Genomic DNA, 20,297 nt, shown 5'->3' on the forward strand with positions numbered 1-20,297 from the left:
ACTAGTGCTCAATAAGCCGCGCCATCCTTGAACACCAGCCGGATGGTTCTCCAGACGATGTAGAGATCCAACCGCAATGACCAGTTTCGCAGATAGTCGAGGTCGCAGCGAATCCGTGCTTCCATCTTTTCGAGTGAATCGGTCTCGCCGCGGTAGCCGTTCACCTGGGCCCAGCCCGTGATTCCGGGTTTGACCTTATGCCGGAGCATGTAGCTCTTGATCAAAGGCCGGTAGAACTCGTTGTGCGCCACCGCGTGCGGGCGGGGTCCCACGATGCTCATTCGGCCCTGCAGGACGTTGATGAACTGAGGAAGCTCATCCATGGATGTCCGCCGCAGGATGCGCCCGAGCGGCGTCACCCGGGAATCCTCCTTGCGGGCCTGCGTCACGACAGGGCCATCCTCGGTCACCGTCATCGAGCGGAACTTGTAGACCATGATCTCCTGCCCCCACAGCCCGTAGCGGCGCTGGCGGAAGATCACGGGGCCCGGCGAGGTGAACCTGATCGCCGCGGCGATCCCCAGCATCAGAGGGGACAGCAGTAGCAGGATTGCAACAGACAGGACGATGTCGCTGGCCCGCTTGACCACCAGGTTGGGGCCCTTGAACGGCGTTTCGCACACCGAGATCACCGGCAGGCCGCAGATCGAGTCGGTGCGGCCCTGGATCAGGTCGGTCACGAACATGTCCGGCACGAAGTAGACCGATGCCGTCGTGTCCTTCAGCGCGTCCAGCAGCTGCTTGATGCGCGGCTGCGAAGCCATGGGCAGCGACAGGTACACCAGCTGCACGTTGTTCCGCTTCACGTAGTCGGCGATCTCCTGGATGCGCCCCAGCATGCGGTGGCGGCCCCGCCCGTGCTGGCGGTCCGGCGTGCGGTCGTCGAAGAAGCCGAGCAGCTCCACGCCCGTGTAGTGCGCCATCGACAGGCGGTCGGCCAGCGAGCCGCCCTGCTCGTTCATGCCCACGACCACGGCGCGCAGCGGCGGGCCCTGCAGGCGAATGAGATGCGGCGCCGACTTGCGCAGGATCCAGTGCGCGGCCAGCTGCGACGTGGGGGCGAGCCACAGCCAGTGCAGGATCACCGGCCGCGCGAAGTCTTCCAGGTGGCCGACCGCGTAGGCGGTGGCCAGCAGCAGGCCGGCCGTCCAGGCCCAGGCCAGCACCGTGTCGGCGATCACGCGCGGCGCCGAAGCGCGCAGTTGCGGACGGCCCGGGTACGCCAGGGCGAAAGCGATCACCGACACCACCAGCCAGCGCGTGGAGATGGCGCCCTCGAACAGCCACACCAGCCACCACAGCGACAGCACCGTCACCAGCGGCTCGAGGAAAGCCTCGAACGCGCGCAGCAGCCGGCTGTGGCTGAAGACCGCGGGGCCCGGCAGCGCCGGCGCGGGCGGCGGTGCCGCCGCCACGCCCGGGTGGGTACCGCCCAGCTCAGGCATACGCGGCCATCCGGGTGAGCTTGGCCACGGCCTGGGCGCGGTTGGTCACGTCCAGCTTGCTGAAGATGCTCTTCATGTGGTTCTTCACCGTGAACTCGCTGATGCGCAGGATGCAGCCGATCTCCGGATTGGTCTTGCCCATGGCGACCCACACCATGATCTGGCGCTCGCGCTCGGACAACTGGCCCAGGCGCACCACGAGCTGCTCGACCTGGTTGCGCTCGGCGCCCGGCTGCTTCATGGGCGCGGGCGGCATGCGGCGCAGGGCCGAGTCGATGAACGGGACGATGAGCTTCAGCGACGCGGCGCCGCCGGCGGGCGCCAGGTCGGCGCTCAGCGCGGCGAAGATGCGCTCTCCGCCGAGGCGGCCGTCACCCACGCCATGCACCAGCGCGGTCCGCATGCCCGGCGTGCCGGGGGCCGGCGCCCAGCCTTGGCCGGCTTCGCCCAGCAGCTGGCCGCAGCCGCCGATGTCCAGCTGGCAGGGCTGCGACTGCGCGGCGATCCAGCAATCGCGGAAGTAGTTGACCAGCGGCGCGATGCGCGAGGCCGGGCACAGGTGCGTGCGCAGGCCGGGCAGGCTGGAGATGATGTCGTACTGCAGGTCGCCGGAGCGGAAGTCGCCCCAGCCGACGAGCAGGATGTCGTGCGGCAGCCATTTCTGCACGTCGCCCTGCAGCCAGCGCCACAGGTCCGCATGAGTCCGCAGCTGGGCGCCGAGGCCGGCGATCTTGAGGAACTGCACCGGATCGACGTCCGGCATGGCTTGCATCGTGCTCATGGCTTTTCTCCCGCTCTTTTCACTGGCCGCGAACGGCCGACAAGTTCCGAAACAGTTTTCGCGCGGTCCGCTGGTGAAAGCGCGTTAACGCGCTTTGCACCGCGAAACTCTGTGTGACCGCCGTTGCCCGCCCGCCACGATTCGCTTGACAGCGGTCGTCCGACATGGATCGCGCGGGGTTCATCGGTCGTTTCTCCCTGTGTGTGACGGCGACGGGTGATGGTGTGAAAAATGGACATGCCGGACGCGTAGGCTTGCCGTGGCGCTTCGTGTCGGTTTCGGCTCATCGCGATGACAGCGGATTCCGACAGAGCCGTTGCGTAACCCATTCGTACGGGGCGCTACGGGGTGCTTCACCGGTCAAGCAAGTGTTTTCCGCCTGGGCCGTGGTGGGATTGCACCGACGCGCCGTGCAGGACAAGGCGCTGAGCCAGCGCGGCCACACGCAGCCGGGCACTGCCGGGCTGGAGGCAGACCCCGGAATGGGAAGCGGAAGGGGGAAAGGGACCCGCGGCGCTTCAGAAGCGCGGCAGGTCGTCCAGGCAGCGGCCGGGAGCTTCCTCGGCCAGCGCGAGCGTCTCGTTGCCGCCGGGCAGCACGTCGACCATGACTTCGGGGCCGGCCTGCAGGTGGCCTTCGCCGTCGGGGAACACGCTGATGACGGTGTCGCCCTCGACCAGGCGGTCGACCACTTCGTTGACGCGGGTGGGCGCGGGACGCAGGTCCCAGCGCGCCCGCTGCGCGTCGATCAGGCCCATCATCGCCTCGACGATCTGGGTGCCCGCGTAGCGGAGCGCGGTGATGCCGTAAGTGGCTTTCTCTGCCATGCGCGCATTCTGGAAGCGGGCCCCGCCGTGCGGATCAGCCGAACCCGCCAACTCGCGTGGGAGCGTGCCTACGGCGCCGCTACACTGGCCCGCTCCCATGGAAGAAGCCATCCCGCCGATCGCGCTCGGCCGCACCCACGCGCGCCGCCTGCGCGAGGTTTACCGCTCGGCCGGCTGGCCGTGCCAGGACATGGTGGAGATCGAACTGCTGGCCGCCGGCCTGCTGGAGCGCCTGCTGGCGCCCACCGGGCACGAGACGCTGCGCGTCACGCCCACCGGCCTGCGCATGATCGCCAACACGCTGGCCGACAACCGCGACCGCCTCTCGGCGCACGAATCGCTGGTGGAGCGCGTCGCCACCGAGATGGGCCGCGCAGGCCGCATCGCGTGGCGAGGGCTGATGCTGCGCGCGCAGGTGCCCACCGGCGACAGCACCCAGCCCGCGCAGTGGTGCATGGCCAAGCCGGACGTCTTCTCCATCCGCAACACCTCGGTCGCCGAATACGTGGAGCCCGTGGTGCACGAAGTGAAGGTGCGCCGATCGGACCTGCTTGCCGACCTGCGCGTGGAAGCCAAGCGCGCCGCGTACCTGGACCTGGGCGAGTGCTGGTACGTGCTGGGATGCGACGCGCGGGGCCGCTGCATCGGCGCCGCGGACGAAATCCCCGAGTCGTGCGGCGTGATGGTGTTCGAGAAAGGCCGCCTGTCGGTCGTCCGCGCCGCACCGCGTGCGCGGCGCACCGCCCTGCCCTTCGGCGTTTGGATGGTGCTGGCGAAGTCGACGCCGGTCGCGGGGCTGGACGAAGACGCGCAAGGGCTGCTGGCCGCGAACGACGGCTGACGGACCCTGCACCTCGGAGAGCGTCATCCCCGCGAAGACGGGAATGACGGACTTCACTGGTTCGGATGCTCCGAATGCCCTTCATCGGGCTCGGGCCGGTGGTGCTTCTCCGGGTCCTTCGGGATGTGCTGCGCCGGCTCCGGGTTCGCCGGCTTCGGCGGCTCGCCCGGCTCGGGCTCCGGCGTCGGCACGCCCGTGCTCATGGCGTCTGCCGCTGCACGTCCGTGTTCTCGGCGATCTCCTCCGGATCGTCGCTGGACGGCGTGGGAATGTCTTCCTCCATCCACAAATCGGGCTCCTCGCGGTCCAGGCGCGGGATGCCGGTGGGGTTCTCGATGCCCATGGGTTCGCCTCCTTGCAATGCGGTCAAAGGGTGGGCGGCTTGCCCTGCGGGTCTTCCGGTTCGGCCGGCGGCATCATCGGTCCGAACTCCGGCTCCACCGGCAGCCGCGTGGGGTTGGGCGTGCCGGGATTGGTGCCGGGCTCGAGCGGTTCCTCGGGCTCGACCGGATGGGGCGCCGATTTGCGCGACATGCCTGGCCTCCTTCAGAACTGGCTCTTCTCCCACAGCGACGGGTCTACCGGCTCGGGCACTTCGACCGGCCGCAGGTCGGCCGGTTTGGGCTCGGCGTGCGCCGCCGGCGGAGAGAAGCCGTCGTCGAGCTGGGGCGGCAGCGGCTGTGCCACGTGCAGTGTGGGATCGGTGTCGTAGGGGATCATCGCAGGGTCCTCCGCGTTGGGACCCATGTTGGGCGAAAGGCACCGCGGCCGCGTTCAGTGCACACGCCAACCCGCTGTAGTCGCGGGCCGACGGTCAAGACACCTAGGCGCTTTCCTTCTCGCGGTCCTTCAGCTCGCGCTCCGCGTCGCGCAGCACGGTCTTGCTGGGGTCGTGCGTGAAGGGCATGCGGGGCAGGCCGATCAAGGCCTGCAGGCGCGCGTGCGCGCGGTCCATGTCGCAGCCGATCATCGCCAGCGCGACTTCGTGGCCGGGTTCGTTCTTCGCGATCTCGACGTACGCCGCGCGCAGCCGGTGGTAGTCCTCTTCGGCGCGTGCGACCTCCTGCTGGGCAGCCAGCATCTTCGCGTAATCGGCACGGCTGTAGCGCATGGAAACCATGCTAGGCACCGTCAAGCACGGCGGTTGTAGGACAACGCAGCGTGCGCGCGAAGTCCACGTGGCTGGGCTGGCGCAGCTCAGCTGTGCCGCGCGTGCGGCGCCACCTTCGGTGCGTGCCGCAACAGCAGCCACAGCACGCCGAGCGCCGCGGCGAACAGGTACGAATGCAGCAGTGTTGCCGGGCCTGTTTGCGCGTGGTGCGCGATGCCCAGGTGCGTGCCCGCCAGCAGGCAGCACGCAGCCAGCAGGATGCAGGCGCCCCGCGCGCTGCCGTGCGGCGTCTCGCGGCCCAGGGCGAAGTCAAGCGCGACCAGCATCGGCGGCAGGATGCCGTAGTGGTGCTCCCACGCGATCGGCGATGCGATGGTGAACGCCAGCGCCGCGGCCTGGAAATCCAGCAGCCGCGGCCGCGTGTGACGGCGAAGGAGCAGCACAACGCCGATCAGCAGCAGCGAACTCGCGAAGGTCACCGCATGCACCCACGGGTGGTAGGCCGGAAAGCCGTTCGCCTGCCACGTGGTGACCGGCGCGGTGCCGAACAGGCGGTTGAGGATGCCGTTGACCGACTGGTTCGGGTAATAGGTCTCGCCGGTCGCGGACAACGCGCCGAGCACCCGCAGGTAGTCGAAGTGGTTGCGCCATCCGAAGAACGACAGCGACAGCGCCAGGCCCGCCGCGACGACGACAGCCCAGCCGCCCAGGAACCGCCACTGCCCGCGCAACAGCGCCCAGACCAGGAACAGCGAGAACTGCGGCTTCACCAGGCAGATGGCGCCGACCAGCGCGCCGCACGCGAACTTGCGGCCGCCCAGCCACGCCAGGCATGCGGCGACGAACGCCACGTCCAGCAGCAGTTGCACCTGCCCGAGGGTGAACGCCTTGATCACCGGATACGACAGCACGACCATGCACGCGGCCAGCACGCCGGCCATGGCCCGATCGGCTTTGCCCTCGTGCGACGAAGCCGCCAGCCGCCAGCCGAACACGCCGCAGAGCGCCGCGTACACCCACACCAGGAACCAGTTCACCAGGTTCAACCCCTGGACCGTCAGTGGCCATCCCATGCGGGCCGCGAGTTCGTGCACGACCAGGCTGGTGGGCGGGTACTGGAACTTCACGCCCTCGCCGAAGAACAGCACGTCGTAGGCACGCACGCCCGCCTGCCGCATCAGCGGCAACGCGCGTTCCATGGGCGCCCAGGAATCCACCCAGGCCGACATCCGCAGCCATTCGCGCAGGTAGCGCAGCAGCGATGCCTCGCCGGCCACCTGCATGGCCGCGGCCAGCGCCAGCGGGAGCAACACCACCACCATCCATTCGATGCGCCAGCGCGTGGCCCATCCCCGGAGTCCGCGCATGGAAGGCAAGGCACGCGTGGCGGCAGATGCGGCCGGTCCCATCGCGGCGTCCCGGTTCATGCGAGCACCACCCGGCACTCGCGGTACAGCGCCAGGTGCGACCGCAGGAACTCGTCGTACGAGAAGCGCGCCAGCTGCCGGCGGCCGTTCGCGCCAAGTTCCTCGCGCAGGTCGGCCCGCATCGCGAGCGAGTACATGTTGGCCGCCAGCTGGTTCGCATCCTCGTTCGCGGACAGCAGGCCGCACACGCCGTCCTCCACCACCTCGGGCACGGCCTGCGTGCGCGTGGAAAGGATGGGCAGCCCGTAGTTCATCGCCTCCAGGAACACCAGGCCGAACGTCTCCCAGCGGCTGGGCATGACGAACACGTCGGCCGCGGCGTAGTAGGGGCGCACGTCGGGCTGCCAGCCGGCCCACAGCACGCGGCCGCCCAGGCCCAGGCGGTGCGCCTGCTGCATCAGCTGCGGCTGCAGCTCGCCGGTGCCGCACAGCACGAGCCGGAAACGCGCGGGCGGCGCGACGCGGGCCGCCGCTTCCAGCAGCACGTCCACGCCCTTCTGCTTCTCGAAGCGGCCGCAGAACAGGAACAGGGTCTCGTCCTCCGCCAGGCCCAGCTCGCCGCGAAGACGGCGGCGTTGCGACGCGCGTTCGGATGGCGGCTGCAACGGCAGCGAGTTGTGGATCACGCGCGCCTTGGCCGCGTCGATCACATGCGTGCGGCGGCCGTACTCGCGCGTGTAGTGCGAAGGCGAGACGTAGCGGTTCGTCATGCGGTCCAGCGCCTTCTCGACGGCCCAGTACACCCATTTCTGCGGCACCGGCGTGAATTCGTCGGCGCCGTACGCGTGCAGGGTGTGGATCACCTGCACCGGCGCGCGGCACACGCGCGCCGCCACGCGCCCGATGAGGCCGCCCAGGCTGGTGTGCGTGTGCACCGCCTCGTAGCCGCCTTGCGCGAGCAGCCTGGCCGTGAAGGCGACGTCGGCGGCGATCGCGCCCGGATCGAAGGAAGGCTTGCGCGGGAAGTGGTGCACGCGCGAAAACGGCGACTCCAGCTCCGAGTCCTGTGCCACGCCCGAAGGGAAGTACGCCAGCTCGCAGCGCACCCAGGGGCGCAGGCCCTCCGCCAGCGCGGTGATGTGCTTGCCCGAGCCGCCCAGGCTCTTGGAGGTGACGAAGAGCACGCCCATGGCATGGCCTCCCTAGCGCGCGGCGGCCGGCGCGCGCCGGCGGGCGAGATGCGCTTCCAGCAGCACGTAGAGCACGGCGGGGTAGGACAGGAAGTACGCGCTGTTCGCCAGCGCAAGGCCGGTCACGCCGAGGAAGGAGAAGCCCACCGCCTTCATCGCGATGCCGGCCGTGAAGCAGCCCGCCGTCACCAGCGCGGGCGTGAGCGTGTCGCCCAGGCTGAAGAACGCTTCCGACAGCACCAGCCCGGCGCCACCGCCGACGATGACGCCGGACAGCAGCAGGAACAGCTGGATGGCATCGCGCAACGCCTGGCCGTGCAGCTGCATCAGCTGGGGGATGCCGCCGGCGAATTGCCACGCGAGGGCGCCCGCCGCGCCAAAGGCCACGCAGCACAGGATCGACACGCCCGTCAGCAGGAACAGCCGCCGGTGGTACAGCGCGTGGAACCCGGCCCAGTCGGCCTGCCGCACCAGCACCGCGAGCCGGGGCACCGCGGGCGCCGAGATGCCCTTGCCCAGCACGGTGTTGACCGCCAGTGCCGCCTGCTGCGCGAAATAGAACAGCGACAGCTCGCCCGCCTGGCCCATGGAAGTGAAGAAGCGGTCGAACAGCTGGTCCGACTTGTAGTACGACGCCGAAAGCAGCAGCGGGCGCATGCGGCCCCACAGGCCCGCCACCGCGGACCAGGGAACGCGCTGCGCGCCGGCCAGCGTCGGCGAGAGCAGCAGCACGCCGCCGACAGCGCGCCCCACGTTCACCCACGCGGCACCGGCGACGCCGTAGCGCGGCAGCACGATCACCATCGCGGCGAACGCCAGCAGCGTGGCGGCCAGCGGCGCCGATTCGGCCAGCGCGAACCGGCCCTGCGCGTGGCAGGCCGCCACCAGCACCGCCAGCACGGTCGAGAACGCCATGCCGGCCACCTGCACGCGCGTGAGGGCGATGGTCAACGCCTGCCCCTTCGCGTCGAAGCCGGGCACCAGCAGCGGCACCCATGCCGGCGCCGCGAGCCACAACACGGCGGCGATCACGGCGAAGGTGCCGCCCACCACCAGCACCAGCACGGTCGCTTCGCCGCGCACTTGCGCCACCGGCTTGCCCGAGAAGAACGGCACCAGCACGTGCGACAGGCTGCTGTTGGCCACCAGCAGCACCAGCTGCGGCAGGGCCAGCGAAGCGAAGAACGCATCGGCCTGCGCGCCCGCACCCGCCGTGGCCAGCACGTAGCCCTGCAGCAGGAACCACAGCAGCATGTTGGCCGCGGTGATGGCGCCGAGCAGCAGGCCGAGGCGCGCGGTCACCGCTCTTCCCCCGCCGCCTCGCGCGGTGAGCCCGTGCCGCCCGACGCGACCTGCGCGACGCGTCCTGGCGGCAACTCGTTCCGCACGATCACCTCGGCGTTGCCGAACACCGGCGCGGCCCGCACGCGCGGCGCGGCACGGGGAGCGTCGACGAGCAGCCTCCCCGCGTCCCACACCCAGCGCACCGGCCCGTACCGGGTGAGGATGGTGCCGCTGTCGATGCGGTGCGAAAGCCACCCGGCCGGCACGCCGGCGCCGATCACGATCCCGGCTTCCGGCGACGCATCATCGACGCGCACCAGCATCGCCATCTGCAGCATCAGCGCTTCGGCGGCGCTCCAGTAGTGCGGCGTGATGCGCTGCGGGTCGGTCCAGCCGCGCACGGCGGTCCAGCGGTAGCTGGCGTTCTCTTCCGTGCCCTCTTCCCACCAAGTGTAGAGGCCGGGCGACGAAGAGGTGCGCATGAAATAGTCCAGCGTCGGCCACGCACGCTCTGGGCGGCCCAATGCCAGCCACTGGTGCGCCTCGGCGAAGCTGAAGTAGGTCCACTTCGGCGCCTGCAGGAACTGGCCGCGCCCGTCGCGTTCCCGTTGCCAGCGCTGCTGCAGGCGCGCCTCGAATGCCGCGACGGCCGCCGGGTCCTGCCCCAGCACGCCGCTCGGCCACAACGCCGCGGCATAGGTGCGGTCGTCGTCCGCCGCATGCAGCCAGTCCAGCACGCGCCGCTTGAACCCGGGCTGCTGGCGCGCCAGGCCGACAGCCAGCGCCGGTGCCTGCGCAAGCAGGTCCTTCGCCGCTTCGCGCGGCGTGCCCGTGAACTTGTGGCGCCAGGCGAGCGCCAGCGCCTGCGCCTTCTCTTCCAGCGCGGAAGCCCCGCGCGTCTCGCCCACGCGCCGCGCGAAGCCGGCGGCTTCGCGCAGGCCGAGATAGTTCACGGCGTTCACGAACAGCACCGGGTAGTGCTGGTCCATGTGCCCCATCGCCAGGCCGCCCTGCGCCGCTTCGCAGGGGCGGCGCGCGAGCGGATCCTCGCGGTAGGCGGGCAGCACCCGGCCCGCCGCTTCGGCTTCCACGGTGCGCGCCGCCTGCAGGCACGCGAGGATCCAGCCGGCCTTGCGGCGCACGTGCGGCCATGCCCACGCGTCGAAGCGTGGATCGGCCACCGCGCGCGAGGCTTCGGCCAGCGCCCAGATCGCAAAGCCCGGCGCGTCGGCTTCGGCGCCGAAGCCGCCGAAGAAGTCGCGCTCCGCGAACGGCTTCGCCAGCTGCTCCACCGTGGCGCCTTGCCCCGCGCGCGCGAGCGCGGCGATGACGTAGGCGCCATCGCGCGCCCACTCGCTGTCGTAGCTCACGGGCTCGCCGGGCCGCGTGCCCGAGTCGGTCAGTCCCATCAGCAGGTGCGCTTGCTGCGCCTGCGCCATCGCGGCGAAGCGCTCGTCGGGAACGGAAGGCGACCAGTACGCGGGGCTCGCGGGCAGCGATTCACCACCCGCGCCGGACAAGTCCCTCACCCGCATGCGCACGCCGCGCTCGCCCACCGGCAACGCCGCGAACAGCCAGCCGTCGCCGGCGCCGGCAGGCGCGCGCGCCGTAAGCGCGTGGCTCACGGTCTGCACGCCGCCCTGGCGCAGGTCGATCGCGGCGACGGCTTCGTCGCCGATCAGCGCGTCCGCCGCGCCGGCCGCGGCCACTTCCCATTGGTTGTTGAGGACCAACCGCCCGCTGTCGCGGCGGATGGAGCGCAGCGGCGCACCGGCGGGGCCGACCGAACGCAGCAGCACCCACAGGCGCTGCTGCGCATCGGCGCGCGCGGGCTGCAGGTCCAGCACGAAGTCGCCTCGTTCCCACGACCAGCGCGCGCGGTAGTAGCGCGTCCCGGTGACCAGCGCCGGCACCGCGCTGCCCGGCACGGCGGCCAGCGACTGGCTCACTTGCGGCAACGGCATGGTGTCGCTGGTGGCGATGCGCCGGCCTTGCGCATCGGTGACCCACACCGACACGCCGAAGCTGCCCGGGGCCGGGCTGAAACTGCCGCCCGGCTCCTGGAAGCCCTTGCGCGACAGCGGCGTGCCCGGTCCGCCCAGCACCACGTGCCCTTCGTTGCGCGGCCACGCCGCGTCGGGGCGCGCCTTCATCGCGCGCTTCAGCCGTTCGCGCTCGGTCAGCGATTGCTCGACGTGCTGCCCGGCCTCCGAAAACGCGCGCAGGTTGTTCGACAGCGCCAGCACCGAAGCGAGCAGCACCGCCGGGATCACCAGCGATCGCCAGCGCGAGAACCACGACAGCGCGGCCACCGTGACGAGGAAAGGCAGCAGGTGCAACGAATAGAGAAACGTCTCCTCGCCATACACGACGTGCAGCGCCACCTGCCCGGCCAGCGTGCCGAACAGCACCAGCAGGAAGCGGCGGTGCGTGGGCACCAGCCGGCGCGCGCCCGCGATGCCCGCGCCCAACAGCGCGGCCCAGATGACCAGCGCGGCCACGCCGGTGCCGCGGCTTCCGCCCGGCATGGACGATTGCACCGACAGCAGCGGCCAGAGCAATTCCTTCGCGGGCGGCAGGCGCACGAGGTCCGGCACCACGAAGGGATGCAGCAGCAGGCCGGCGAGCTTGTTCCACACGAGACCCGCCTCCTTGCGGCCGACGTACTGCGTCTCGCCCGAAGGAAAGAGGAAGAACAGGCCCGAGGTGGGGAACAGCAGCTTCTGCACCAGCGCCAGCAGGATCGCGATGCCCAGCACCCATGCGCAGCAGCGCACCGCGCGGCGCCAGGGCAGGTGCGTGAAGGCCAGCGCGATGCCCGCCATCCAGTTGGTGGTGGTCATCGCCAGACTGGCCAGGCCCAGGCCGAACACCGCGCGCCCGCCGATGCCGCGCCGCACCGCAAGGGCGGCGCCCAGCAGCACGGCCATCATCGACAGCGAGCCCAGCTGGTACAGCTCGGGCACGGCGAAGAACATGACGAAGGCGCCCGACGACATCGCCAGCAACACGAACGCGATGGCAGCCGCCGCCGGCAGTCCCAGCGCGGCCATCAGCGCATACAGCACGAGCGTCCACGCGCCGGCCGAGAGCGCGGCCGTGGCGCGCGCCGCCATCAAGGCGGACATCGGGTGCAGCGCCAGCAGCAGATGAGCGATGGGGTACACCACCAGCGAAGCGATGGGGTGCACCTTGTTGCGGTAGTGGCTGCTGGCCGCGTCGGTCATGTTCGCGACGACGCGCGGCAAGTCGGCCTGGAACCACACGTCGCCCGCGTACGGCTCGAACAGCTCGGTGCCAAGGCTGCCCGACAGGTGAAAGGAGAAAGCTGAGGCCGCCACCGCCAACGCCAGTGCGATGGCCCCATGCGCGGTGCGCGAAGTCAGCCACGGCGCCGCCTCCGCCCGGTTCGCCGGCCGGGCAGCGGCGACATCGGGGGAATGCAGGGCGGCGGGCATGGCGTCGAGCCACTATCGCTGCCGGTCCTGCGGCGGTCCATAGTCACAACGTCCCTGGGAGTCCTCCGCATGCGCAACCACTGCGCATCGATGAGGGTGTCTCCGCATCCCCGGATCGACTCAGTCTGTCTTATGTGCGCGCACGCACGAAGATGGCACGCAACGTTGCGCGTAACCCCTCGTAAGGTCAGCGTTCGCAAGCATCGATAGCTCGGCCATTCATGGGCTGAGCTGCCATTCGGTTACAGCTGACTTCGGGAAAGCTCATCCGCGCCCTAGCATGGCCTTCGGCTGAGCTTGAGGGCACGGCCTCCTCCCTGAAGAAACCTGGCAGTACCGACCATGAAATTCCCTTCGCGACTCACCCTGCTGTCGGCCTTGATGGCCGCGACGGCGGTCCCTTCCTACGCCCTCGACTACGGCGTCAACATCCATGGCGGCGGCGGCAGCACCGCCGTCGACGCGCAGATCGCCACGCTGATGAACACGCGGCACTTCACGACCGCGCGCCTCGACTACATCCCCGGCGGCAACATCTCGATGCTGCGCGACCAGGTGCAGAAGATCAACGCCAACGGCGGCCGCGCCGAGCTGGTCACGCAGATTTCCTACATGTGGGACTCGAGCTGCAACTCGAACCTCGCCGCGGTCGAGCAGGACGCCTACAACCAGATGGCCAGCGCCGTGAACGCGATGAAGGACCTCGCGTACGACTTCGAGCTGCTCAACGAAGTGCAGCTGCGCGACGAGATCCAGAAGGAGGTGCCCTGGAACACGGCGCAGAACAACGCCGCAGCGTACGAGAACAAGCCCTGCGTCGCCACGCTGACGGCGGTGCTGCGCGGCATGTCGCGCGCCGTCGCCGACATCCGGGCCAGCTCGGGCCTGCCGCTGCGCACGATCATGGGCACGGTGGGTCGCGACTTCGGCTTCCTCGACTTCCTGCGCAACAAGGGCGTGGCCTTCGACGTCGTCGGCTACCACATCTATCCCACCTACGGCAACGCCACGCTGACCACCGACACCTGGTACGGAGCGGGCGGCCCGCTGGGCCAGCTCGCGCGCTTCGGCAAGCCGGTGCGCATCAACGAGTTCCACTGCGGCGAAATCTACGACTCCGCCTACGAGAACCAGATGGGCGCGACCCTCACCGAGACCTGCCTGAAGTCGCTGGCCAAGCACCTGAAGGTGCTGCGCACGCAGACGGCCGCGAAGCTGGAATCGGTCACCTTCTACGAGCTGCAGGACGAGCCAGGCAAGGCCGGCGCGGAGGGCAAGTTCGGCCTGGCCTACAACCTCACCAGCCCCAAGGTGCACATGTACCTGGCCACGGCCTTCGCGGGCGGCAACCTCACGCTCGCCGAGCGGCAGGAGATCACGCGCCGCGGCCTGCTGACGGACGCCGACATCGACTCGATGAAGAGCGGCTCTTCGCCCGCGCCTTCGCCTTCGCCGACGCCCGCGCCTTCCCCGGCACCGACGCCCGCGCCTACGCCGGCGCCCACACCGGCCCCGTCGCCCGCGCCGAGCGACCGCACCGCGCCTGCCGTGAGCATCACCAGTCCCGCCAACGGCAGCACGCTGGGCCGCGGCTCGTCCTTCACGGCCACCGCCAGCGCCAGCGACAACGTCGCCGTTCGCAGCGTGACCATGACGTTCAACGGCGCGACGTGCGTGACGAACTCGGCGCCCTACCGCTGCACGTTCACCATGCCCTCGTCGCGCTACCGGAGCTCGACCCTGTCGGCGACCGCCACCGACACGTCGGGCAACACCGCGCGCGCCTCGGCCACGCTGCGCACGCGCTGACCGCCGCGCTCAGCGGAAGACGAAACGCCTATCGATCAGGTACTTCGCGTGGAAGCTCAGGGCCAGGCCCAGGGCTCCGCCGATGTACTGGGCGGCGGGCGTTTCGAACGCGCGCCACGCGCCGAATTCCACGGCCCAGAAGATCGCGACGGTGAACAGGCTCGCCGTCGTGTACTGCAGCAGCTTGTGCAGGTCCTGCACGGCCGATACCGTGCGGAAGCCGAAGATGAAATGCTTGTCGGCCAGGTACTTGAACGGCAGCACCAGGCCGGTCGCCAGCACCGCGGCCGTCTCCACCGCGAAAGGCCCCGTGTACGCGGCCATCCAGCAACGCTGCAGCGCCAGGTTGGCCAGGCTCGCGATGACCGCGATGGCGGTGTAGCGCGCGGCGGTGGAAGCGGCGGTCATCCGAGCTTGGCGGCCACGAAGCAGGCGAGGATGCCCAGCCCCACCACCAGGCTGGTGAGGTCCCTGGCGGCGAACACCACCGGGTCGTCGTCCACCTCGCCCCGGCCGGCCTTCATCCAGATCCAGCTGATCCAGAACAGCATCAGCAGCACCGCGCCCCACATCGCTTCGGGACGCGCGTAGAGCGCGCGCACCGTGTCGCCCTGCAGGTACAGCGCCAGGATCACGACGGACGCATAGCCCGCCGCGATGCCGATCGCCTGGACCACTGCCAGGTCCTGCACCATGTAGCCGCGTCCGCGGATCAGCTCGCCTTCGTCCTTCCGCACCGCGCCGCGCAGTTCCACGTAGCGCTTCACGAACGCGAGCGAGAAGAACACGAACACCGAGAACGCCAGCAGCCAGAACGACAGCGCGATGCCGGTGGCCGCCGCGCCCGCCACCACCCGCAGCGTGTACAGCAAGGCCAGCACGACGCAGTCGACCAGCAGCATGCGCTTGAGCCGCGCGGAGTAAGCCGCGGTGAGAACCAGATAGGCCGCGAGCCACGCCGCGAACCCGCCGTCGATCCAGACCGCGATCGACAGGCCCGCGAGCATGAGCCCCGGCGCGAGCACCACGCCCAGCGCTATGGGCAGCGCGCCGCTGGCGAACGGGCGGCGGCGCTTGCGCGGGTGCGCCCGGTCGCTCTCCAGGTCCAGCAGGTCGTTGGCGACGTACACGCCCGAGGCGCACAGGCTGAAGCTCACGAACGCGAACAGGGCTGCCGCCACCAGCGCGGGCTCGCCCAGCTGGTGCGCCGCGACCAGCGGCACGAACAGCAGCAGGTTCTTGATCCACTGGTGCATGCGAAGCGCCCTGGCCATCGTGCCCGCCCGGACCGGTTCGCGGAACACGGCGAGCAGTTCGGAGACTTTCGCGGCCTTCGACGCGAGCGAGGCCGAAGGGCTGACCACCACGGCGGCGTTCGCGACGCTCCACACGTCGAGGTCGACGGACGAGTTGCCCACGTAATCGAAACCGCGCGGGCCGAATTCGCGTTCCAGCACGGCCCGCTTCTCCGGGCCCGCGAGGTTGATGCCCTCGCCGGACACCAGCACCTGGTCGAAGATGCCGAGGTGCCTGGCCACCGCGTGCGCGACCAGGCCGTCGGCCGCGGTGCACAGCACCAGCCGCCGGCCCGCGCTCTTCTGCTCCTTCAGCCACGCCAGCAGCGGCTCGTTGTACGGCAGCGTGGCGGCATCGATGCCGGCGCGCAGCGCGAGCTCGTGCTTGAGGTGGGCCTTGCCATGCGCCAGCCAGAAGGGCAGCCGCAGCAGATCGAGCGGATGCGTGCGCAGCAGGACGAGCGCCAGCTCGTGCAGCGTGTCGGTGCGCACCAGCGAGCCGTCCAGGTCGACGGCGATGGGCAGCGGGGACGTGGCAGCGGACATGACGGCGGTCGATGGCGTGGCGATGGGGCATTGGATGCGGCAGGGCCACGTGACGTGAATAGGCCTCTTGTCCCTGCGCTCCCGGGTGATGTGCACTGGCCGCGCGCCGCGAGACCGGCGTCCCGGTTGCTTTGTCCTAGAGACAGCGGCCGCTGCAGAGGCGACGCTGGCGCCATGAAACTGATGATCCTGAGCACGCTGTACGCGCCGCACCAGGTCGGCGGCGCCGAGAAGATCGCGCAGGTGCTGGCCGAAGCATTGGGCGCGCGCGGCCATGAGTGCGTGGTGGCCACCACGCGGCCGGGCCGGGGCATCCGCACTTCCATGCACAACGGCGTGCGCGTGCACGCGGTCGGGCTGCGCAACCTGTACTGGCCTTATGGGCGCGGGCGCGCGCCTTCGTGGCTGAAGCCGGCCTGGCACCTGGCCAACCGCTACAACCCCTGGATGGGGCGCGAAGTGGCGCGGCTGCTGGACCGCGAGCAGCCCGACGTGCTGCACACGCATGCGCTCACCGGGTTCTCGCCCGCCGCATGGGCCGCGGCGCATTCGCGCGGCGTGCCCGTCGTGCACACGCTGCACGACTATTCGCTCGCCTGCCCGCGCGCTTCCATGTTCCGCGCCGGCGAGAACTGCGCGCGGCCATGCCGCGATTGCCGCTTCCTCTCGCAGCCGGCCCTTCGCCAGTCGCAGGCGGTGAAGGCGGTCGTCGGCGTGAGCCGCTTCACCTTGCAGCGCCACCTGGACCTGGGTTACTTCGGCGGGGCGGCGGTGCGGCGCGTGATCCACAACGGGCTGCCCGGGGAAGTGGACGCGGCGGCGGCGCCACGCCAAGCCGGCAGGAAGCTTCGCCTCGGCTATGTCGGCCGGCTGGTCGCGCCCAAGGGGATCGAACCGCTGCTGCACGCGATGCGTTCGCTGGACCCGCAGGCCTGCGAGCTGGTGATCGCGGGCAGGGGCAGCGAGGAAGAGGAGCACCGATGGCGCGAGCTGGCGCCGGCGCACGTGCGGTTCGCCGGCTTCGTCGACCCGCACGAGCTGTATCGCAGCATCGACGCTCTGGTGGTGCCTTCGCTGTGGCAGGACCCGCTGCCCACCACGGCGATCGAGGCCATGCGGCACGGCGTGCCCGCGATCGTGTCCGACCGTGGCGGGCTGCCGGACATCGTGCTGGACGGGAAGACCGGCCGCGTGTACCGCGCCAGTGAGCCGGATGCCCTGTTGCACGCCATCCAGTCCCTCATCGACCGGCCGGGCATGGCGGCTGCGATGGCGCCCGCCGTGCTGGAGCGCGCGGCGCACTTCGACATCGGCCGCATGGCGGACGACTACGAAGAGGTGTTGCTGGCCGCTCAAGCGGACCGCAGGGCCGTTCCCCTCCCGCTGATCGCCGCGCCAAGCGCGATGCCCAGCGTGGTGGCGAAGAACGTCTCCTCGAACATCGAGATCGAGGTGCCGTAGCCGTACGCGATGACCAGCACCGCCGCGTACACACGCGCCACCTGTTCGGGCAGGCCCGCGGTGGCGACGCGCAAGGTCAACGCGGGCAGCAGGTAGTACAGGGCGCCCGCCAGGCCGAAGTCGACAAGCAGGTAGACGGCGAGGCTGTCCGCCGGATGGAAGTGATGCGGGTAATGGCCGAACATCTGCGGCGTGCCGATGGCGCCCAGCCCGCCGCCGAGCAGTCCCGCCACGCCGGGCGGCAGCAGGTCGAAAGCCGTGGGCCAGATGAGGCTGAACCGCTCCCACGCGGATTCCAGCACCGCCGGCCAGCCATCGGGCGACAGTCCGCCCGCGTAGTCGCACATCACGGCCGCCAGGGGCAACGCGAGCCCGAGCGCGCACAGGCCCTGCACCATCCAGCGCCCGATGCGCGAGTGCCCTTCGCCCGCCGGCCACAACAGCCATGCCGCGGCGAGCGGAAAGGCGAGCAGCATGCCCTTGCTGGTGGTGACCAGGATGCCGGCCGTCGTGAGCACCGCCACGGCGACGCGCCACCACGCCGACCGCAGCCACACCATGACGAGCAGCCCGGACAGCCCGAGGATCATCGCGGCGTTGAACGACACGCGCGCGAAACCCGGCAGCCGCGGGATGGCACCCATCCACCACCGCCAGGTCGTCGCGACCGTGCCGAAGGCGGTGTCGTATTCCAGTCCCTCCCACGGCATCGGCCCGGTGAAGTTCACCGCCAGGCCGACGATGGTCACGGCATACGCCGCCACGGCCGCGCGCAGCACCGCGGGCCAGCGGTCCTGCAGCAGCGGCCACATCGCCATGCCGTACAGCACGTACATGAACGTCTTGGTGCCGAGCGCCACCTGGAACGGCGCCAGCCCGAGCATCAGGCCCAGGAGCGCGTGCACGGCCAGCGCGCCCAGCGCCGCCAGCACGGGCAGGTTCAGCCAGCGCTGCAGCAGCAGCGGCCGCACCACCAGGACGGCGAGCGAACCGGCCGGGATGGCGTCGCGCAGGTACAGCAAGTTGGGCCCGCCCGACAGCACGGCCAGCCAGCGCAAGGGACCTTCGGCGACGAGTGTGGCGATGAACACGCACAGCAGCACGCGAAGCAGCGCGTCGGTGGCCGAGCTGGCCGGCGCGGCCCGGTCCGGCCACGCGCGAGGCAAGGGGCCGTTGAGCACGCTGGAGCTGGCCATGGCTCGAGAGTCTGGGCCGGGCGCGCGCACGGCGAAACCGGCGCTTGCTCCCATGGCGGGCAGGACAGTTGGCATGGGAGCCTCCGTGGCCCCCGCGCTTGTCCCGGGACAAAGCGCCGATTGCGGCCGCGCCCCGGGCCGCAAGAATCGGCGCCCATCCATCAGCCAGCGCGAGCAAGCCATGCAGATGCCCTCCACCACCCTGCCCCCCCAGCCCCGGGGCCTGAGCTGGCGACCGTTGTCGTGGCGCGCGGCCGCGGCGGATGCGGCGGCCGTGGTGGTGGCGTACTTCGTCGCGCTCGAGTTGTGGTCCACGCCGTGGCGCATGCAGGACGTGGCGCCGATCGTGCTGGTGGTGCTGCTCTCGATGCCCGGGTCGCTGCCGTTCGGCCGCACCTCCGGCGCGACCCTCCTGCGGCTGGTGGCGCGCTGGACGCTGCTGATGCTGGCGCTGCTGGCGGCCGGCACGCTGGCCGGCGAGAACGTGCAGGGCCCGCTGGCCGACCAGCCCTTCCTGCTGTCGTGGGGCGCCGCGGCGCTGGGCGCGGTGCTGCTGTCGCGCATCGCGTCGCCGTGGGTGCTGCGTGCTTTCGATCCGCACCGCCGCACGCGCAAGGTGCTGATCGTCGGCATCAACGAAGGCGCGCTGCACCTGGGCCGCGCCATCCAGCTCGGGCTGGTGCCGGGGCAGCAGCTGGCCGGCTACCTGGACGACCGCGAGCAGGCGCGCGCGCCGCTGCCCGAAGGCAGCGCGCGCGTGGGGCGCCTCGCGGACCTGGGCGAGATCGTGAAGCGGCACCACACGGACCTGATCTACGTCGCGCTGCCGCTGTCGTCGTCGCCGCGCATGAAGGACCTGCTGGTGCAGACGCAGGACACGACGGCTTCGGTGTGGCTGGTGCCGAACCTGTCGATCGTGCAGCCGATCCAGTGCCGCGCTTCGGTGCTCGCGGGCGTGCCGATGGTCGCGGTGTGCGAGTCGCCGTTCGAGGGCATGCGCGGCGTCCTCAAGCGCGCCCTGGACCTGGGCCTGACGATCGCCTCGCTGCCGTTGCTGGTGCCGCTGATGGCGGTCATCGCGTTGCTGGTGCGCGCCACGTCGCCGGGCCCGGTGTTCTTCAAGCAGCGGCGCTTCGGCCTGGACGGCGAGGAGATCCTGGTGTGGAAGTTCCGCACCATGACCGCGCTGGAGGACGGCTGCAAGAGCTACCGGCCGGCCACCGCCGACGACGACCGCGTGACCGCCGTCGGCCGCGTGCTGCGGCGCACCTCGCTGGACGAGCTGCCGCAGTTCCTGAACGTGCTGGCGGGCGACATGAGCATCGTGGGCCCGCGCCCGCACGCGCTTGCGGTGAACGAGGAATGCCGCCGCCTGATCCCGCGCTACATGCTGCGGCACAAGGTGCGGCCAGGCATCACCGGCTGGGCGCAGGTGAACGGCCTGCGCGGCGGCGACGACATCGCCGCGCTGCGCCGGCGCACCGAATGCGACCTGCACTACCTGAATACCTGGAGCCTCGGCCTGGACCTGCTGATCATGTGGAAGACGGCGCTGCTGCTCCTTCGCGGGGACCACAACGCGTTCTGAGCGCGCGTGCGCGGCGGCGCGTGGCCTGTCCATCCCATTCCCGCTGGGCGCTCTGTCCTAGAGACAGCCAAGCGGCGCCAGCCGATCATGGAACGAAG

Annotated in this window: 19 protein-coding genes; 4 read left to right on the forward strand and 15 right to left on the reverse strand. The window is 70.6% G+C overall.

Annotation, left to right across the window (positions count from 1 at the left end; genetic code table 11):
* Positions 1 to 8: 8 nt before the first annotated feature.
* The 3 genes from EZ216_RS13865 to EZ216_RS13875 all read right to left on the reverse strand — a co-directional run bounded on the left by EZ216_RS13865 (position 9) and on the right by EZ216_RS13875 (position 3,053).
* Entirely contained in the window at positions 9 to 1,445 is a 1,437-nt protein-coding gene (locus EZ216_RS13865) for an undecaprenyl-phosphate glucose phosphotransferase (RefSeq protein WP_135250376.1), read from the reverse strand.
* Positions 1,438 to 2,226 carry an XrtB/PEP-CTERM-associated transcriptional regulator EpsA gene (gene epsA / locus EZ216_RS13870; RefSeq protein ID WP_135250377.1) on the reverse strand — a complete coding sequence of 263 codons (789 nt, stop codon included), beginning with the start codon at positions 2,224 to 2,226 and terminating at the stop codon, positions 1,438 to 1,440. Before epsA ends, EZ216_RS13865 begins: the two co-directional genes overlap by 8 nt.
* 518 nt (positions 2,227 to 2,744) lie before the next feature.
* On the reverse strand, positions 2,745 to 3,053 hold the full coding sequence (locus EZ216_RS13875; RefSeq protein ID WP_135250378.1) for a hypothetical protein: 309 nt from the start codon (positions 3,051 to 3,053) through the stop codon (positions 2,745 to 2,747).
* Positions 3,054 to 3,150: 97 nt separating this feature from the next.
* Here EZ216_RS13875 and EZ216_RS13880 point away from each other — a divergent pair, with 97 nt between their 5' ends.
* Positions 3,151 to 3,894, forward strand: coding sequence for a hypothetical protein (locus EZ216_RS13880; protein ID WP_135250379.1), 744 nt, complete (start codon positions 3,151 to 3,153; stop codon positions 3,892 to 3,894).
* 53 nt (positions 3,895 to 3,947) lie between these two features.
* On the opposite strand, the gene EZ216_RS21420 is transcribed toward EZ216_RS13880, so the two are convergent.
* From EZ216_RS21420 to EZ216_RS21435, 9 genes are all read right to left on the reverse strand, one after another.
* The gene (locus EZ216_RS21420; RefSeq protein ID WP_167772911.1) at positions 3,948 to 4,097 is read right to left on the reverse strand and encodes a hypothetical protein; all 150 of its coding nucleotides are present in this window, start codon (positions 4,095 to 4,097) and stop codon (positions 3,948 to 3,950) included.
* On the reverse strand, positions 4,094 to 4,237 hold the full coding sequence (locus tag EZ216_RS21425) for a hypothetical protein (protein WP_167772912.1): 144 nt from the start codon (positions 4,235 to 4,237) through the stop codon (positions 4,094 to 4,096). Before EZ216_RS21425 ends, EZ216_RS21420 begins: the two co-directional genes overlap by 4 nt.
* 23 nt (positions 4,238 to 4,260) lie before the next feature.
* A complete protein-coding gene (locus EZ216_RS21430) occupies positions 4,261 to 4,428 on the reverse strand; it encodes a hypothetical protein (RefSeq protein WP_167772913.1) in 168 nt (55 codons plus the stop codon).
* Positions 4,429 to 4,440: 12 nt separating this feature from the next.
* The gene (locus EZ216_RS13885; RefSeq protein ID WP_135250380.1) at positions 4,441 to 4,641 is read right to left on the reverse strand and encodes a hypothetical protein; all 201 of its coding nucleotides are present in this window, start codon (positions 4,639 to 4,641) and stop codon (positions 4,441 to 4,443) included.
* 76 nt (positions 4,642 to 4,717) lie between these two features.
* On the reverse strand, positions 4,718 to 5,005 hold the full coding sequence (locus EZ216_RS13890; RefSeq protein ID WP_135250381.1) for a hypothetical protein: 288 nt from the start codon (positions 5,003 to 5,005) through the stop codon (positions 4,718 to 4,720).
* Positions 5,006 to 5,091: 86 nt separating this feature from the next.
* Positions 5,092 to 6,432 (reverse strand): glycosyltransferase family 87 protein, encoded by a 1,341-nt coding sequence (locus EZ216_RS13895; protein WP_135250382.1) that lies wholly within the window; start codon positions 6,430 to 6,432, stop codon positions 5,092 to 5,094.
* Complete coding sequence (locus tag EZ216_RS13900) at positions 6,429 to 7,562, reverse strand: glycosyltransferase family 4 protein (protein WP_135250383.1); 1,134 nt, start codon at positions 7,560 to 7,562, stop codon at positions 6,429 to 6,431. Before EZ216_RS13900 ends, EZ216_RS13895 begins: the two co-directional genes overlap by 4 nt.
* A gap of 12 nt (positions 7,563 to 7,574) precedes the next feature.
* A complete protein-coding gene (locus tag EZ216_RS13905; RefSeq protein ID WP_135250384.1) occupies positions 7,575 to 8,864 on the reverse strand; it encodes a lipid II flippase MurJ in 1,290 nt (429 codons plus the stop codon).
* Complete coding sequence (locus EZ216_RS21435; protein ID WP_167772914.1) at positions 8,861 to 12,304, reverse strand: hypothetical protein; 3,444 nt, start codon at positions 12,302 to 12,304, stop codon at positions 8,861 to 8,863. The genes EZ216_RS13905 and EZ216_RS21435 overlap by 4 nt, the downstream gene beginning before the upstream one ends.
* Before the next feature lie 342 nt (positions 12,305 to 12,646).
* Here EZ216_RS21435 and EZ216_RS21640 point away from each other — a divergent pair, with 342 nt between their 5' ends.
* On the forward strand, positions 12,647 to 14,113 hold the full coding sequence (locus tag EZ216_RS21640; RefSeq protein WP_135250385.1) for an Ig-like domain-containing protein: 1,467 nt from the start codon (positions 12,647 to 12,649) through the stop codon (positions 14,111 to 14,113).
* A 9-nt stretch (positions 14,114 to 14,122) separates the two neighbouring features.
* On the opposite strand, the gene EZ216_RS13920 is transcribed toward EZ216_RS21640, so the two are convergent.
* Positions 14,123 to 14,521 (reverse strand): GtrA family protein, encoded by a 399-nt coding sequence (locus tag EZ216_RS13920; protein WP_135250386.1) that lies wholly within the window; start codon positions 14,519 to 14,521, stop codon positions 14,123 to 14,125.
* Positions 14,518 to 15,954 carry a UbiA family prenyltransferase gene (locus tag EZ216_RS13925; RefSeq protein ID WP_135250387.1) on the reverse strand — a complete coding sequence of 479 codons (1,437 nt, stop codon included), beginning with the start codon at positions 15,952 to 15,954 and terminating at the stop codon, positions 14,518 to 14,520. The genes EZ216_RS13920 and EZ216_RS13925 overlap by 4 nt, the downstream gene beginning before the upstream one ends.
* Before the next feature lie 174 nt (positions 15,955 to 16,128).
* Here EZ216_RS13925 and EZ216_RS13930 point away from each other — a divergent pair, with 174 nt between their 5' ends.
* Positions 16,129 to 17,415 carry a glycosyltransferase family 4 protein gene (locus EZ216_RS13930; RefSeq protein ID WP_167772915.1) on the forward strand — a complete coding sequence of 429 codons (1,287 nt, stop codon included), beginning with the start codon at positions 16,129 to 16,131 and terminating at the stop codon, positions 17,413 to 17,415.
* Here EZ216_RS13930 and EZ216_RS21445 read toward each other — a convergent pair.
* Positions 17,307 to 18,611, reverse strand: a complete 1,305-nt coding sequence (locus EZ216_RS21445) for a hypothetical protein (RefSeq protein ID WP_167772916.1) — start codon at positions 18,609 to 18,611, stop codon at positions 17,307 to 17,309. The two genes, EZ216_RS13930 and EZ216_RS21445, sit on opposite strands and share 109 nt — an antisense overlap.
* A gap of 187 nt (positions 18,612 to 18,798) precedes the next feature.
* Here EZ216_RS21445 and EZ216_RS21450 point away from each other — a divergent pair, with 187 nt between their 5' ends.
* Positions 18,799 to 20,199 (forward strand): exopolysaccharide biosynthesis polyprenyl glycosylphosphotransferase, encoded by a 1,401-nt coding sequence (locus EZ216_RS21450; RefSeq protein ID WP_167772917.1) that lies wholly within the window; start codon positions 18,799 to 18,801, stop codon positions 20,197 to 20,199.
* The last annotated feature ends 98 nt before the right edge of the window (positions 20,200 to 20,297 follow it).

It is taken from the genome of Ramlibacter humi (assembly GCF_004681975.1).
Taxonomy (GTDB): domain Bacteria; phylum Pseudomonadota; class Gammaproteobacteria; order Burkholderiales; family Burkholderiaceae_C; genus Ramlibacter; species Ramlibacter humi.

Coding starts and splice junctions, on each gene's coding strand:
- EZ216_RS13875 (WP_135250378.1), bottom strand. CDS start 3,053: ATGGCAGAGAAAGCCACTTACGGCATCACCGCGCTCCGCTACGCGGGC.
- EZ216_RS21420 (WP_167772911.1), bottom strand. CDS start 4,097: ATGAGCACGGGCGTGCCGACGCCGGAGCCCGAGCCGGGCGAGCCGCCG.
- EZ216_RS13865 (WP_135250376.1), bottom strand. CDS start 1,445: ATGCCTGAGCTGGGCGGTACCCACCCGGGCGTGGCGGCGGCACCGCCG.
- EZ216_RS21450 (WP_167772917.1), top strand. CDS start 18,799: ATGCCCTCCACCACCCTGCCCCCCCAGCCCCGGGGCCTGAGCTGGCGA.
- EZ216_RS13930 (WP_167772915.1), top strand. CDS start 16,129: ATGAAACTGATGATCCTGAGCACGCTGTACGCGCCGCACCAGGTCGGC.
- EZ216_RS13925 (WP_135250387.1), bottom strand. CDS start 15,954: ATGTCCGCTGCCACGTCCCCGCTGCCCATCGCCGTCGACCTGGACGGC.
- EZ216_RS13920 (WP_135250386.1), bottom strand. CDS start 14,521: ATGACCGCCGCTTCCACCGCCGCGCGCTACACCGCCATCGCGGTCATC.
- EZ216_RS13890 (WP_135250381.1), bottom strand. CDS start 5,005: ATGCGCTACAGCCGTGCCGATTACGCGAAGATGCTGGCTGCCCAGCAG.
- EZ216_RS13885 (WP_135250380.1), bottom strand. CDS start 4,641: ATGGGTCCCAACGCGGAGGACCCTGCGATGATCCCCTACGACACCGAT.
- EZ216_RS21640 (WP_135250385.1), top strand. CDS start 12,647: ATGAAATTCCCTTCGCGACTCACCCTGCTGTCGGCCTTGATGGCCGCG.
- epsA (WP_135250377.1), bottom strand. CDS start 2,226: ATGAGCACGATGCAAGCCATGCCGGACGTCGATCCGGTGCAGTTCCTC.
- EZ216_RS21435 (WP_167772914.1), bottom strand. CDS start 12,304: ATGCCCGCCGCCCTGCATTCCCCCGATGTCGCCGCTGCCCGGCCGGCG.
- EZ216_RS13895 (WP_135250382.1), bottom strand. CDS start 6,432: ATGAACCGGGACGCCGCGATGGGACCGGCCGCATCTGCCGCCACGCGT.
- EZ216_RS13880 (WP_135250379.1), top strand. CDS start 3,151: ATGGAAGAAGCCATCCCGCCGATCGCGCTCGGCCGCACCCACGCGCGC.
- EZ216_RS21445 (WP_167772916.1), bottom strand. CDS start 18,611: ATGGCCAGCTCCAGCGTGCTCAACGGCCCCTTGCCTCGCGCGTGGCCG.
- EZ216_RS21425 (WP_167772912.1), bottom strand. CDS start 4,237: ATGGGCATCGAGAACCCCACCGGCATCCCGCGCCTGGACCGCGAGGAG.
- EZ216_RS21430 (WP_167772913.1), bottom strand. CDS start 4,428: ATGTCGCGCAAATCGGCGCCCCATCCGGTCGAGCCCGAGGAACCGCTC.
- EZ216_RS13900 (WP_135250383.1), bottom strand. CDS start 7,562: ATGGGCGTGCTCTTCGTCACCTCCAAGAGCCTGGGCGGCTCGGGCAAG.